The sequence below is a fragment of the Paraburkholderia ginsengiterrae genome (genome assembly GCF_001645125.1).
GTDB lineage: Bacteria > Pseudomonadota > Gammaproteobacteria > Burkholderiales > Burkholderiaceae > Paraburkholderia > Paraburkholderia ginsengiterrae.
The window spans coordinates 1-13,902 of sequence record NZ_LXKA01000329.1; the positions used below are offsets into that span (position 1 = coordinate 1).

The following is a 13,902-nucleotide window of genomic DNA, read 5'->3' on the forward strand; positions in this document are numbered from 1 at the left end:
GAAGGTGCGTGTCGGGCATCGGCGCGCGGTTGCGCCTCTGGATCCCGGACCGCGTCGAGCGATGGCAGCCGTGCCGGCTCGTTGAGACCGACGACATCCAGAACGTCGTTTGGCTGACGGACGACTCTGCGGGAAACCGGGTCGTTTTCCCGCAGACGCTGACGGACCTCGAGCAACAGTTCGCCTGGGTCGGCCTTGAGGCGCGATGCTGGACGCGTTGCACCTTGGGGCGCATCCTGCGGAACGGGCATTCCGGTCTGCTTGCCATAGAACGGGCCGGGCGGGTCAGTGACCTTGATGAGCGCCGGCATCAACTGGCGGAGGAAGTTTCCGTACGGAGTCAGTAGTGGCAGGAACAGCCCGGCCAGGACCACATTGAACAGCGTATGGAAGTCGGCTACCACCCGCGCGTTGTCGGGTTCCATCGTGACCATGAACCGCCCGATCGGCCCGAGTGCAACGAGCACGAGCGTGACGCCGGTCGCCAGGATGAGAAGATTGCCAACCGGAGGTCGCCTTGTTGCAGGATCGTCAGGCACGGTCCATTCGAGCACCGGTTTGATTGCGGTGCCCAGGTTTGCCCCCAGCACGAGCGCGAATGCGGTGTCGGGCGGCACAACGTTTCTGGCGCAGAGCGACGCGACCAGCAGCACGGCAGCGACGTTTGAATTCGCGGCCCAGCTCAGGCTTGCCGCCAGCAGCACATCCACCAGCGGCACGGTGGATGCCGCACCCAGCAGCATGCGCAGGCTGGGCGCGTCTTCGTAGTCCGTCATCAGGTCGAGCAGTTCGTGCAGCGCGATCAGCATCAGGCCCAGTCCGATGAACGCACGGCCCAGATCATGGGCCCGAGCGTTCGATGACCTGCGGAACATCAATACGCCGACGAGTATCAGTGCCGGCGAGACCGCCGCCACGTCGAACGACAGCACCTGCACGATCAGCGTCGCACCGACGTTGGCACCGAGCATCATGGCAAGCGCCGGAACGAGGTCGACGCATCCGGTTGGGGCCAGGCTGGCTATCAGCGAGCCGGTTGCCGTACCGCTTTGCGTGACAGCCGTCGCGCCCACGCCGGCAAGGAAGGCATGTCCCCGGTTGCGTAGTGAACGCGCGAGGAGCGGCTGAAGATTTGCACCGAATGCCCGCTGCATACCTGTCTGGACCATCTGCGTGCCCAGCAGCAGAAGCGCGATCGAACCCGCCAGATCGATCAGCGTGAATGTCGTCGGCATGGCTGCGCCCCCGTTGTGCCGTCGTATTTCCGGTTTGCTCGACACACTTGCAACCTGGCGCCGCACACCCGTCCATGAGCGCCGCAGGTAGTCGGATGAATATACGCCATTGTCGCGAAAACTGGCGCAGGCATTCGTGCGTCAGCGCACGGCGAGTCCGCTAACAAGGGAGGTGCGGATCACGCGTGTGAAGCAGATCGGTGAGGCGCAGGCAGAATGCTAGTTGCCGTCCCCGCGGCCCAGGTCGTCGATCAGACGACGCCCAGCGGAAAAGCCGCTCATCAGGGCGTCTGCTTCGCTCCGGAACGGGCGGCCATCCACGTCGCCAAGCCGCAGGGGCGTGAAACATGAAACGGGCTCGCCCGCCTTACTGATCGTCACGACCGCCACATACCTGGGTGCCTCACGCGATTTGCCGGCATCGGCCACCGTGAGATTCGTTTCGACACTGACCTCGAATTCGAATCCGAGATAATCGTACATACGTTTCATGTGACACCTCGCGGGATCACGCGCTCTGGCGGGAGGTGCCGAAGGCGGTCGCAGGCATCAGCTGGCCACCATTCATACACCAGCATACGCCTGCGGGGGCAGTTCGATTCCGCGTCTGAACGTGCCGGTAGGATTCGTCAACGATCACACCGGTTCGAGGTTGCCAGGCGCCCGTTGCACGCATGTGACGGTAAGGTGCAGCATGTCCTCGACGCGCAGCGGATTTTTATTTCGCCGCGATGGTCACGCTTCCGCCCGCTGGCGCCCCTGTCTGACCAGATGGCGTAACTACCTGAATCCGTCCATGCGGCAACAGCAGTTCGACGATGCCACGTGTAGGAACGCTGGCCGACAGTGTGGCGATCTTCGACGGCACAAACCACCGGCATCGCGCAATCTCGTTGCTCGGCTGTGCGATCGCGTCGGACGGCACACCCGCCAGAAAGACATCGTGCAGCGTGCCCAGACCGCCAAACCAGAACAGATAGGTCAGTTCTGTCGCAACAAGTCCCGTCTCTTCTTCAAGCTCGCGCCGCGCGGCATCAGCAGGTGTCTCGTCGCGCCTGATCCTGCCACCGGGGAGCGACCACCTGGCGCGCGCTCTCGCGACCAGCAGTACCCGGCCATCCCGGATACACAGGACCGTTGCCCTGTCTTTCATGCGAAGTCTGTCCTCTTATGCGAGGCGCCGATTTTATGACGACACGGACGATGAATCGATGAAGTTGCGCGATCCAAACCCGGTGCCTTTCCTCGACGCTGGCAGCAAACGGCGATCCGGTGTGGTTTGCAACGGCATTCGATGTGTACTTTGCACACTATATCGTCACAAAAATGTCACAATTATGCGTTTTCATGCATTTTGGCACTATCGAAGAATAAACTTTGATAGTTATGACAATGCGCCGGCGACTGCAAGGGGATTGCGGTCGATTGTGCGCGGCTGAAAACCATGTCAGGCATGCGAGCCTGCAAGCACGGCAAGCCAACGGAGCACGCCATGACACGGACATACGAGTACAACGGCTTCACCCTACAGGTCGCAGTCGAATCTGACTTCTGCAGCGGCCCGACCAAGCGCGCATTGGCTCATCCGGGCTATGTAGCTGTTGTTCGCATTTTCGAGGCGGGTAGCGTGGTGCCCCGATTGTCGCAACTCAGACTGGGGGATGTGGGCGGGCACGCGTTCGATAGCGAGGCTGCCGCCCTGAATGGCGGGTACTTTGCAGCATGCACGATCGTGGACGATCTTTTTGGCCAGGACATGGCAGACGCCTTCGTCGTGCCATTACGGCCCTCGCCGGCTACGCTACGACGCCGGGCAGGGCTGTCGTCCAGAGAGGCGTGACGATCATCCGGCGCTTCGCACGATCGTTGGGCCGCTGCTGTCCGGTGCTCAATGATCCAGGGCTTCGCGCTCAAGCCGCTCGCGCGACACATGGCGCACATCCGTGCCCTTGACGACATAGATGACGAGCTCGGCCAGATTCTTCGCGTGATCCCCGATCCGTTCGATGGCCGATGCAATGAACAGGTAGTCGAGCGCAGAAGCGATGACGCGAGGATTCCCGGCCATATACGCTGGTAGTTTGCGCACAAAAGCGCGGTAGCGGTCATCGATCGCCTCGTCCTCGGACATGATTGCGGCTGCCGCTACCGTATCGAGTCGGGCAAATGCGGCGAGCGCGTGATGGAGGATCGATGCGGCCATCTGTCCGGATGACTGGATATCGGCGACGTTTATGTTCCTGCCTGCACCGTCCTGCGCGATTCGCCGCGTGCGCTTCGCGATCTTGCGTGCCTCATCGCCGGCACGTTCGAGATTAGTAATGCCCTTCGAGATGGCCATCACCTGACGCAGGTCGGATGCAGTCGGCTGGCGCCGCGCGATGATGTTGCCGCACTCGGCATCGATCTCGACTTCCATTGCGTTGAGTCGATGCTCCTCATCCACCACCTTCGCCACGAGGTCCATGTCGAAGCGGCCAAGCGCGTCCATCGCATCGGTCAGTTGTGATTCGACCAGTCCGCCCATCTCGAAAAACCTCGACGACAGGTGCTCAAGGTCGGCGTCGAACCTGCTGGAAATGTGCTTGTCGGGCATTGAAAACTCTCCTTGCCAGAAAGAGGATAAACTGTTTGTACGGTTTGTCCAACCTGCGCAAAAACATGAAGCCACAGACCACCAGGAACAGAAGCGGCAAAGGACCGTCTGTGCGCCCGGCCACAGATGCGGATCAGTCACCAGCGGGCGACGACTCGACTGGCAGGACCAAAGTTCGACGTTCGTCGACGATGGAGAAAGCCGGAAAGGCAACGCCCGTTGAAGCGCCCCCCATGCGCGTCGCCCGGTTCCGCAAGGAGCAGGTGAAGCGGGAAAAGGTCGTGCGGGACACCTTCACGATGCCGAGGTCAGATTACGAAACGATCGCGGCGCTCAAACAGCGGTGTCTCGACGCGGGGGTCGACGCGAAAAAGAGCGAAGTCCTGAGGGCGGCCGTGCTTCTGCTGGCGTCTGAACCGACGGAACGCATGCTCGCGACCATCGCGGCCCTCAAGCCGGTCAAGACTGGCCGGCCACCCAGGTCGAAGTAGAAGCTGCGCACGAGGGCTGAGGGTCGCGCCGTATGGCGCCCGCACGGAGAGACACATGAGCTCGTCGTCCGGCACGGAGGACTGCTAACCATGACATGGACGTTGACGCTGATCGATCTGGCCGGGTCGGTTGCGCTGCTGCTGTGGGGTACCCACATGGTGCAGACAGGTATCCAGCGCGCATTCGGTGCCAGCCTTCGCTCACTGCTCGGTCGGGCCCTGCGCGGGCGACTGGGCGCCTTCCTGGCCGGTATGGGCGTCACCGCGGTATTGCAGAGCAGTACGGCGACAGGACTTATGACGGCCGGTTTTGCTGCCGGCGGCCTGGTCGAGCTGGTTCCCGCGCTCGCCATCATGCTTGGCGCGAACGTCGGCACGACGCTGATCGTGCAGGTGCTGTCGTTCGATGTTTCAGCTGCCTCGCCGGCGCTGATCCTCATTGGCGTGCTGATGTTCCGTAAGGCGTCGACCACGCGGGCACACGATCTGGGCCGCGTGCTGATTGGCCTGGGCCTGATGCTGCTTGCGCTTCACCAGCTACTCGGGCTGATGACGGACTACGAGGATGCGCCCAGCCTGCGCATGCTGCTGGGTGCCGCATCCACCGCGCCGGTGGTCGATGTTATGCTGGCGGCGGGTCTGACCTGGGCTGCACATTCGAGCGTCGCGATCGTCCTTCTTATCATGTCGCTGTGTGCGCAGAATGTGATCCCGCCCGATGCCGCGTTCGCGCTGGTGCTGGGCGCGAATCTCGGCACCGCAATCAATCCATTGGTGGAGGGGGCCACCGCCGGCGATCCGGCCTCGAGGCGGCTGCCGTTGGGCAATCTGCTCTCGCGGGCCGTCGGCATCGTAATGGCGCTCGCCGCGCTCGGGCCACTGGGCCGGCTCATGGTCACGCTTGAACCGGACAATGCCCGGGTGGTGGCCGATTTTCATACGCTGTTCAACCTGGTACTGGCGTGCCTGTTCCTGCCGGTGCTGTCTCCGTACGCGCGCCTGCTAGGACGGCTTCTGCCCCCGCGCACTGATCCCGCCGACCCGTCGCGGCCGCTGTATCTCGATCCGGCCGCACGCCAGATTCCGATGGTTGCGCTTGGCAACGCGGCACGTGAGGCCCTGCGGCTGGCCGATGTGCTCGGTGAGATGCTGGCGGGTGCCCGCGCGGCGCTGGTAGAGGGCGACCGGAAACTGATCGCGGAAACCCGCCGGCACGATGATGTGCTGGACAGTCTGAATACAGCGATCAAGACGTACCTGACGTCGCTCGATCCGGAGCAGCTTGCCGACAACGACCATCGACGTCTGCACGAGATTCTGACCTTCGTGATCAACATTGAGCAGGCGGGCGATGTGGTCGATCTGAACCTGCTCCCGCACGCCAGCAAGCGCGTGAAGCGCGGCCTCGCGTTTTCGAAGGAAGGGGAAGCGGACCTGCTGGCCATGATGGACCGCCTGATGACCAACCTGCGTACCGCAGCTTCCCTGTTCATGACAGAGGATCCACGTACAGCACACATGCTGGCCGACGAAAAGGTGGCCTTCAGGGAAGCGGAGTCTGCCGCGACGGCCTCGCACTTTGAGCGGCTGCGCGCCGGTCGCATCGACAGCGCCCAGACCAGTGCGCTGCACCTCGATCTGCTTCGTGATCTGAAGCTCATCAATTCGCATATTGTGGCCGCAGCCGCGTACCCGGTCCTCGAGCGCACGGGCGCGCTGTTGCCAAGCCGCATTGCCGCGAACGAGATGTAGTCGCGAAAAGGAGCGCTGACACCGCACATACAGCCGGGACGGTCCGCGGGCAAGAGAGCCAGGGTAAGGGCACCTTCTTCGGCCACAGCGGACCCTGTCGTTCGCCACTCCTCCCAGTGTCCCGGGGCACCCATCATATGCATCTACCCGACACGCCAACGGCGGCACGACTTGCAATTGATACTCCGCTCGCATCGCGGGACGCCGAGGCAGGAGGTTTGTCCTCAGGCAGAGATAAATCGTAGTTCTTATTGTAGTTTCAAGGCTTATGAGGAATAGCCCCGATTTCTATCTTGATGCCATCCATGTTCGTCGCCTGCGATGTCGAACGTGACGGCTTGTTCCCAAGTCGAATTCGGACTGAGTCATTGCTTCGACGCGTCTTGGATCGACGCAGGACTTGGGTTTTACCGTTGACACAATTATTTCACACCGCGAAGCACCATAAACTGGCAAGGCTGAAGCGGCTCGACCATAGGTTTCGGCGCCCAGTTGACAAAATTATTGTCGCACCCTTCGCCGATGCCGCCCGCCATGATCGGCACCACTACATAAAAGAACGTATGGTGTGCACCGAGCCCGAGCGCCGTACCGACCAGCGTCCCGACGATACCGGCCGCAATCGAGCCGAGCGCGAGCGGAACGAAGATCTTGATGAAGCCCTGAATCAGCACGCGCCGGTCCATGCTCAGAATGCTGCCAACGATGATCGACGCAATGAACAGATACAGGAAATTGGTCGATTTCGTGAAATCCGTGGTGAGCGTGAGGATCGGCCTGGGCAACAGATGGTAGTAGCTCAGCGCGGACGGAATGAAGGTCGCGAAGATCGCGGCGGCGCCGATATTGCGCACGATCGGCAGACGCTTGCCGATCTCCGCGCAGGTGAAGCCGAAGAAGGCCAATACAGCGATTGCCATCGAGATCTCGCCGGGCACCTTGCCGGTGATCGCGAATCCGGCGATCAGCGCGAGCAGGATCACGTAGACCGGCAACGGAATGATGCCGATCCGATATTCCATCAGCTTCCACCAGCCCTCGGGCCAGAAGCGGGGCCTGATCCCGGGTTGCTGCGCCGACGCCGGTGCGGGCGTTGAGGTGTGTGAACTCGTTTGCATGAAGTGTTTTCTTGCGGTTGAAGGCCGGTGGTGTATTGCCGCGAAGCGTTCCAGTGAGCGCGCGGAGCTTTGATCTGGTCAGTGGATCCTACTGGTGTCGTCGGCACGCATGCGACAGATCATCTACGGATGCGAAGCCCATTTGGACGTCCTCACCCGTCACGCAACCCGTATTGCAAGTTGTTCATCGAAGGGCGCCGGGTGTCTGGCGGGAATACATTCCAGTTGCCGTTGTCGTGACGAAAAAAGAAGATTACGTGCGCCGCCTGCGATCGAGAGAGTTCGACGTGCACGTAACGCCTCGATCGTCCATGACCATGACGGACGACCAAAATGGGATGCGCTGCCGTAGGTCCGACCCATTTGTCGATGGCCGCTCGCAAAGACATTCTGACATCGGTCATCGACACCTCCTGCGTCGATTAATGATTCGCGCTATGTACATGGCTTCCTTCACGCCCCATTGCAAAACAGGATCGCAGCGCCGATGATCCCCGTCAGGAAGACCCAAAAAAGCGTACTCTCAACCTTGGTCGGACCGAAGAGCTTGCTACAAAGGAGTCCGACACTTCCAATGCCTCCGAGAAAGACCAGAAAGTCGCCACATGTAGGAACTGGCACGCCAGCAAGAGTTGACGCGCATTGCCCGAACGCGCATGCCTTCAACATCAGACCGCCGAGACAGACACACACAAGGGCCGCAAACGGCCACCGTTCCAATTCGGTATCTTTCATGGCTGCTTCCACAGATGACGCTAAATGCGGGCCTGCGCCATGCAATGATTCCGGCGCTACGTGACACATCGCAGGGAAATAGCATCCGTCCACCACTGTTTCTCCGCTGCCGCATGGTAGATAAACCTCTGGCAACGCATACGGGGTGACGCCGCATTTCAAATACGTGGCGCTCTCTGGATGATTGAAACGGATTGTAGAAAGCGGACACCTTCTGCAAGCTTTCTGTGCCGCCGCCAAGTCATGGGTGTTAACCCGCTTCTCCGCCGCAACCGCAACGACGGATGTCGGCACTGCCACGTCGACGAGTTAGTGACGCAAGAGGGAAGCGTGTCCGCCTCTGAAGCGCAGATCTCATGCATCAAGCGATGCATGGGCGCAAAAGTGCCGACACAAAAACTTGGGTCACAGGAGCGTGAAGGCGTCTTCTTCGCCAACATCGTCAACCTGCGGAGCCGGCTTTTGGGCCGCGGCGGGGACACTGTCTTTCGCTGCGCCCTTGAAAGTTATCGAAGCAAGTCATCAAAGCTGGAAGGGCGGTCTTTGAATGGCAAGCTGTCTGGTCCTCATGGAAATCCCGTATGGAAAACCCATCCCCGTGTAAGTCGGCAGAAGGAATCGGTCCCCTAGAATCGCCTCCATCGATGCAGACGGGCGGCATTCCGCCGCACCGGACAATAATGGAGACTATCGATGACCCCTAGCTTTCGCACGCTGCGCCATATCGCCGTTGCTTCCAGCCTGCTGTTCGGTCTTGCGTCGCAGCACGCGACAGCCGCCGACAGCGGGAAGATCACGATCATGGTTGGCGGCATCACGAAGCTGATCTACCTGCCCGCGCGCCTGACCGAGCAACTCGGCTATTTCAAGGATGAAGGGCTCGACGTCGAACTGCTGTCGCAGCCTGCCGGGGTTGATGCGGAGAACGAATTGCTGGCCGGCGCCGTCCAGGCTGTCGTCGGATTCTATGACCATACGATCGATCTGCAAACCAAAGGCAAGGACGTCAAGGCGATTGTCGTGTTCGGACAGGTGCCGGGTGAAGTGGAAATGGTTTCGACCAAGGCCGCCGACACAGTCAAATCGATGGCCGACGTGAAGGGCAAGACGCTCGGCGTTACCGGTCTCGGATCATCGACCAGTTTTCTCACGCAATACCTCGCCGGCCAACACGGCATCCAGTCGACGGAATACACAATGCTGCCGGTCGGCGCTGACGCCAGCTTCATCGCGGCGATCAAGCAGAGTCGTATCGACGCGGGCATGACGACGGAGCCCACCGTGTCCGCATTGCTGAAGTCCGGTGACGCCAATGTGCTGGTCGACATGCGCTCGGTCGAAGGCACGAAGGCGGCGTTGGGCGGCACCTACCCGGCGTCGAGCCTCTATGTGCAGGCGGCATGGGCCGATTCGCACAAGGCTGAAGCAGCGAAGCTCGCGCACGCGTTCGTTCGCACAATGCAGTTCATCCACACGCATAGCGCGGAAGAAATCGCCGCAAAGATGCCCGACGACTATCAGAAGGATAAACCGCTTTACGTGAGTGCGCTGAAAGCCTCGCTGCCGATGTTCACGACGGATGGCAAGATGCCGGCCGATGGACCGACGACCGTGCTCAAGGTGTTGTCGGCGTTCAATCCGTCGGTCAAGGGCAAACATATTGAGCTGGCGAAAACCTATACCAACGAGTTCGTTGGCGTGAAATAAGTCAGCAGCCTGCCGGTTGCGTCTCTGTGCCTGATGCAGCCGGCTTCGTTACGCTTCCGGTACCGCGTTCGCGGTACCGGCCATCTTCACGGATGTACAGATGAACCAAGTTGTTTCTCCGAACGCACCGGTAATCGAGTTTCGCTCGGTGTCGTGCCGTTTCATTTCTCCCGACGGCAAGGCGACAATCGCGTTGCGCGACTTCAGCATGGCGGTCGCGAAGGGCGAGTTCGTCGCCATCGTCGGACCGACCGGTTGCGGCAAGTCGACCACGCTCAGCATGATTACCGGGCTCCTGAGGCCGACGACCGGTGAAGTGCGCGTGATGGGCGCGCCGGTCGACGGCATCGATCCTCGCATCGGCTTCGTGTTCCAGGCCGATGCGGTTTTCCCGTGGCGATCCGTGCTCGATAACGTCGCGGCGGGGCCGCTGTATCGTGGCCGTTCGAAATCAGCAGCGCACGACGAGGCCAATGAATGGCTGCGTCGCGTCGGGCTCGAGAAGTTTGGTAAGCACTATCCGCATCAGTTGTCGGGCGGGATGCGCAAGCGCGTCGCGCTCGCACAGACCTTCATCAACAAACCGGAAATCCTGCTGATGGACGAGCCGTTCTCGGCGCTCGACATGCAGACCCGCACGCTGATGCAGGACGAACTGCTGCAGCTGTGGTCGGCTAATTCGGGGTCGGTAGTGTTCGTCACGCACGATCTGGAAGAAGCGATCGCGCTGGCTGATCGCGTGTTCGTGCTGAGCGCGCGGCCCGCGACTTTGAAGAAGGTCTATGAGATTGATCTTCCGCGCCCGCGGATCACGTCGGAAGTTCGCTACGAGCCGCGCTTCATCGAAATTTCGCGCGATATCTGGCATGACCTGCGCGAAGAAGTGCAGATCGCCTGACGTAGATCGCCTGATAAACCTGACTTCGGAACAACATTCATGGCAACTCCTGAATACGCACTGCAGGCGGGCTTCGATAGCGCGTCGCTGGCAACTGTTGAAAAAATCGCACAACGCAGGTTGCGCCAGCGGCATGCTCTGATCATCGCCCTGCGGGTACTGGTGCTGGTCGTCGTGCTGGGTGGATGGGAGATCGGCGGACGGCATAAATGGATCGATCCGTTCTTTTTCTCGATGCCGTCGGCGATTTTCGCGCAGATCGTGGACTGGTTCGTGAACGGCACCTCGCAGGGCCCACTGCTGCAGCAGGTCTGGGTCACGCTCGAAGAAACCGGCATCGGCTTTCTCATCGGTGCGGTTGGTGGCATCGTCTGTGGCGTCGTGCTGGGTCGCAATAAGCTGCTCTCCGACGTGTTCAGCATTTACATCCAGATCGCCAACTCGATTCCGCGCGTGGTGCTGGGATCGGTGTTCGTGATCGCGCTTGGTCTGGGCATGGCCTCGAAGGTCGCGCTGGCGGTCGTGATGGTGTTCTTCGTGGTATTCGGTAATGCGTTCCAGGGTGTGCGTGAAGCCGACCGCTACATGATTGCGAATGCGCAGATCCTGGGTGCCTCGAAGCGTCAGTTGACCACATCAGTGGTGATTCCGTCAGCGCTGTCATGGATTCTGGCAAGCCTGCACGTGAGCTTCGGTTTCGCGCTGGTCGGTGCGGTAGTCGGCGAATTCCTCGGCTCGAAGCAAGGCATCGGCTTGCTGATCTCGACAGCGCAAGGGGCATTCAACGCGAGCGGCGTGTTTGCAGCGATGATCGTGCTCGCGGTGGTAGCGCTCACGGCCGACTATCTGCTTACCGCGCTGGAAAGGCGTCTACTGAAGTGGCGACCTGCGGCATTCTGAGGTCCAGGAGAAGGGATGATCGCCGCTGGAGCGAAAGGGGCAGAGCGTCACGATGCCGCAGACCGGCAGTCTGGTGAGGCGCGTCGCCTTGCTGTCATTGGCGTGAACGTCGGGTGGCGATGCCGGCGCAGAAGGGCACTGGCCCTGACGAGTTCGCTGCAGTGCTGAAGACATTCGGGTCGCCGTCGGGCGACCGGGTCGTGAGGTGGGTCGAGCGGTGCGGGTATTCCTGCGGAGACACGCATGGGTTCGATCGCATTCATCGCGGCACGGCCGACCGTCGGGCACGGCGGGCTCGGGTTGTCAAATGTCCACGGGTTGCCTGGTCTCATGCTGGCACGGTGTGGGCCGGTACAGGAGGTTGAGCATATTGGCCCCCACCACGGTTAGCGTGCGCGCGTCGCGCGATTGAGGAAAGGCGATGAAGCTGCTGCTCGTGGAAGACAACGCGGAGCTCGCGCACTGGATTGTCAACCTGCTGCGAGGTGAAAACTTCGCGATCGATTGCGTGGGCGACGGCGAAAGCGCAGACAGGGTGCTGGCGGCTCAATGCTACGACGTGGTACTGCTGGACATCCAGCTGCCAGCCATGAACGGCAAGGACGTGCTGGCACGACTGCGCCGTCGTGGCGACAAGGTGCCAGTACTGATCCTGACCGCGCATGGGTCGACCGACGACAAGGTCGACTGTTTTAGCGCGGGCGCCGACGATTATGTCGTCAAGCCATTCGATGCACGGGAACTGGTGGCGCGTATCAAGGCGCTGATCCGCAGGCAGGCAGGCGCCATGTCGGGCTGTCTCGTTTGTGGCGACCTGCAGTACATGCCCGACACGCGTGACTTCCGTCATAACAACCAGCCGCTGGCGTTGCGACCTCGTGAGCACACCATCCTCGAAGCCCTGATGCTGAGACAGGGGAAAACAGTCTCGAAGACCACTCTGATGGAAAGCGTGTTCAGTCTCGACGACGAACCGAGCGCGGATGCTATCGACATCTATATTCACCGTTTGCGCAGGCACCTGGCCCTGTCGAGCGCACAGATTGTGACTTTGCGTGGGCTTGGCTACATCTTGCGCAGCGGGGATGCGGCGTAGCGGATGCCAAATTCGAAGCGTATATCCGTGAATGCACTTAGTTGTGCGAATGGTACGGGAAAGCTGCCTGAAGGATTGGGGTCACTAGGATGGCACTCATTGACTGAACGGGACTGTCATCCGGGTGTCCAGATCGCATTTGCAGCGGGCAACGAGAAAAAAATTTCAATGCAGTAATCAGAGGAGATGACCTTGAAGCAAAAGTATCTGACATTGGCCGTCGCCGCAGGCGCCCTGGCGGCGAGCGGCGCGCACGCCCAGTCGAGCGTGCAACTCTATGGCCTCATCGATTTGAGCGCCCTCGCCTACACGACGAATGCCGACGCAGCTGGCAAGCACGTGATCGGCATGGGCCACGACGGCGAGCCGTGGTTCAGCGGCAGCCGCTGGGGTCTGAAGGGGGCTGAGGACATCGGTGGCGGCAACAAGATCATTTTCAAGTTGGAGAGCGAATTCGTCGCTGCGAACGGCCAGATGGAAGATCCGGGCCAGCTCTTCGACCGTGACTCCTGGGTCGGCATCGAGAACCCCACGATCGGGGAGGTGACGGCGGGCTTCCAGGACACCATTGCGAAGGACTTTTCGGGCCTTTACGCCGACCCGTACACCAGCGCGCAGTTCTCGACGAACGAAGGTGCCTACACCAACTCCAACAACTTCAAGCAACTGGTGTTCTACGCGGCTGGCCCGACCGGCACGCGTTCCGAGAACGGCATCCAGTGGCGCAAGCTGTTCAGCAATGGCATCTATGCGGCCGCCGGCTATCAGTTCAGCAACTCGACGCAGTTCGCCAACGGCTCGGGCTATCAGGCCGCGCTCGGCTGGAACGTTGGGCCGGCCTCCATCGGCGGCTTCTACAGCCACACGAACAACGGCGGCTTCACCGATCAGACGTACTCGGTGGGAGGCGACTATCGTTTCGGCATCGGCCGTATCAACGCCGGCTACTTCCATTACACGGGCAAGCAGGGCTCGCTGCCGGATCGGGAGGACAATGCTTGGACGGTGTCCTTCAAGCTCGCACCAAAGGGTCCGTTCGACTATGAACTCGGCTATCAGCAGATGCATGTGAAGAACGCCGCGTACAACAGCGACGGCAACATCCCGAATGCCAACTCCGGCGCATTCGACACGACAGCCACGACGGTTCACAACGGCTACAAGGAGACGCTCTACGCGTCAGCTTTCTACCACCTCTCGAAGCGCACAGAGGTGTATCTGGCCGCCGACTACATGAAACTGCATGGTGGCTATACGGTGTCGACCACGTTTGGTCACAACAACCAGCTCGAAGTGGCCACGGGTATCCGCACCCGCTTCTGATTCTGGCATCAGCTCCTCGCAGTAGATCTTTTTGATCGATTTCCTCCAATT

At 60.7% G+C, this 13,902-nt stretch carries 14 protein-coding genes and 1 pseudogene; 8 read left to right on the forward strand and 7 right to left on the reverse strand.

Annotated features, from left to right (window positions below; genetic code table 11):
• The 3 genes from A6V37_RS24120 to A6V37_RS24130 all read right to left on the reverse strand — a co-directional run.
• Positions 1–1,235, reverse strand: a 1,235-nt coding sequence (locus tag A6V37_RS24120) for a Na/Pi cotransporter family protein (protein WP_244174050.1), incomplete at its 3' end; no start/stop codon positions are given.
• Between the two features lie 219 nt (positions 1,236–1,454).
• Positions 1,455–1,727, reverse strand: coding sequence for a hypothetical protein (locus A6V37_RS24125; protein ID WP_064271315.1), 273 nt, complete (start codon positions 1,725–1,727; stop codon positions 1,455–1,457).
• Between the two features lie 226 nt (positions 1,728–1,953).
• Complete coding sequence (locus A6V37_RS24130) at positions 1,954–2,388, reverse strand: NUDIX hydrolase (protein WP_082902879.1); 435 nt, start codon at positions 2,386–2,388, stop codon at positions 1,954–1,956.
• 339 nt (positions 2,389–2,727) lie between these two features.
• Between A6V37_RS24130 and A6V37_RS24135 the strand changes: the two genes are divergently transcribed.
• Positions 2,728–3,075, forward strand: coding sequence for a hypothetical protein (locus A6V37_RS24135; RefSeq protein WP_064271314.1), 348 nt, complete (start codon positions 2,728–2,730; stop codon positions 3,073–3,075).
• A 48-nt stretch (positions 3,076–3,123) separates the two neighbouring features.
• Here A6V37_RS24135 and phoU read toward each other — a convergent pair whose 3' ends face one another.
• On the reverse strand, positions 3,124–3,831 hold the full coding sequence (gene phoU, locus A6V37_RS24140; protein WP_064286411.1) for a phosphate signaling complex protein PhoU: 708 nt from the start codon (positions 3,829–3,831) through the stop codon (positions 3,124–3,126).
• 233 nt (positions 3,832–4,064) lie between these two features.
• Here phoU and A6V37_RS40930 point away from each other — a divergent pair, with 233 nt between their 5' ends.
• Entirely contained in the window at positions 4,065–4,322 is a 258-nt protein-coding gene (locus tag A6V37_RS40930) for a hypothetical protein (RefSeq protein ID WP_131799955.1), read from the forward strand.
• A gap of 90 nt (positions 4,323–4,412) precedes the next feature.
• Positions 4,413–6,074: a Na/Pi cotransporter family protein gene (locus tag A6V37_RS24150; RefSeq protein ID WP_064286412.1), complete on the forward strand. Its 1,662-nt coding sequence runs from the start codon at positions 4,413–4,415 to the stop codon at positions 6,072–6,074.
• 512 nt (positions 6,075–6,586) lie between these two features.
• Here the strand turns inward: A6V37_RS24150 and A6V37_RS24155 are convergent.
• The 3 genes and pseudogenes from A6V37_RS24155 to A6V37_RS24160 form a co-directional block, all read right to left on the reverse strand.
• Positions 6,587–7,192: pseudogene (locus A6V37_RS24155) on the reverse strand (2-hydroxycarboxylate transporter family protein); the annotation flags it as partial.
• A 152-nt stretch (positions 7,193–7,344) separates the two neighbouring features.
• Complete coding sequence (locus tag A6V37_RS39430) at positions 7,345–7,596, reverse strand: hypothetical protein (RefSeq protein ID WP_075643547.1); 252 nt, start codon at positions 7,594–7,596, stop codon at positions 7,345–7,347.
• Positions 7,597–7,645: 49 nt separating this feature from the next.
• Positions 7,646–7,927, reverse strand: a complete 282-nt coding sequence (locus tag A6V37_RS24160) for a hypothetical protein (RefSeq protein WP_064269450.1) — start codon at positions 7,925–7,927, stop codon at positions 7,646–7,648.
• Positions 7,928–8,620: 693 nt separating this feature from the next.
• Between A6V37_RS24160 and A6V37_RS24165 the strand changes: the two genes are divergently transcribed.
• The 5 genes from A6V37_RS24165 (at position 8,621) to A6V37_RS24185 (ending at position 13,851) form a co-directional block, all read left to right on the forward strand.
• Entirely contained in the window at positions 8,621–9,634 is a 1,014-nt protein-coding gene (locus A6V37_RS24165; protein ID WP_064269451.1) for an ABC transporter substrate-binding protein, read from the forward strand.
• Between the two features lie 100 nt (positions 9,635–9,734).
• Positions 9,735–10,532, forward strand: a complete 798-nt coding sequence (locus A6V37_RS24170; protein WP_064269452.1) for an ABC transporter ATP-binding protein — start codon at positions 9,735–9,737, stop codon at positions 10,530–10,532.
• A 39-nt stretch (positions 10,533–10,571) separates the two neighbouring features.
• Positions 10,572–11,432 carry an ABC transporter permease gene (locus A6V37_RS24175; RefSeq protein WP_064269453.1) on the forward strand — a complete coding sequence of 287 codons (861 nt, stop codon included), beginning with the start codon at positions 10,572–10,574 and terminating at the stop codon, positions 11,430–11,432.
• Positions 11,433–11,853: 421 nt separating this feature from the next.
• Positions 11,854–12,528 (forward strand): response regulator, encoded by a 675-nt coding sequence (locus A6V37_RS24180; protein ID WP_064269454.1) that lies wholly within the window; start codon positions 11,854–11,856, stop codon positions 12,526–12,528.
• Between the two features lie 192 nt (positions 12,529–12,720).
• On the forward strand, positions 12,721–13,851 hold the full coding sequence (locus A6V37_RS24185; RefSeq protein ID WP_064269499.1) for a porin: 1,131 nt from the start codon (positions 12,721–12,723) through the stop codon (positions 13,849–13,851).
• Positions 13,852–13,902: the final 51 nt, after the last annotated feature.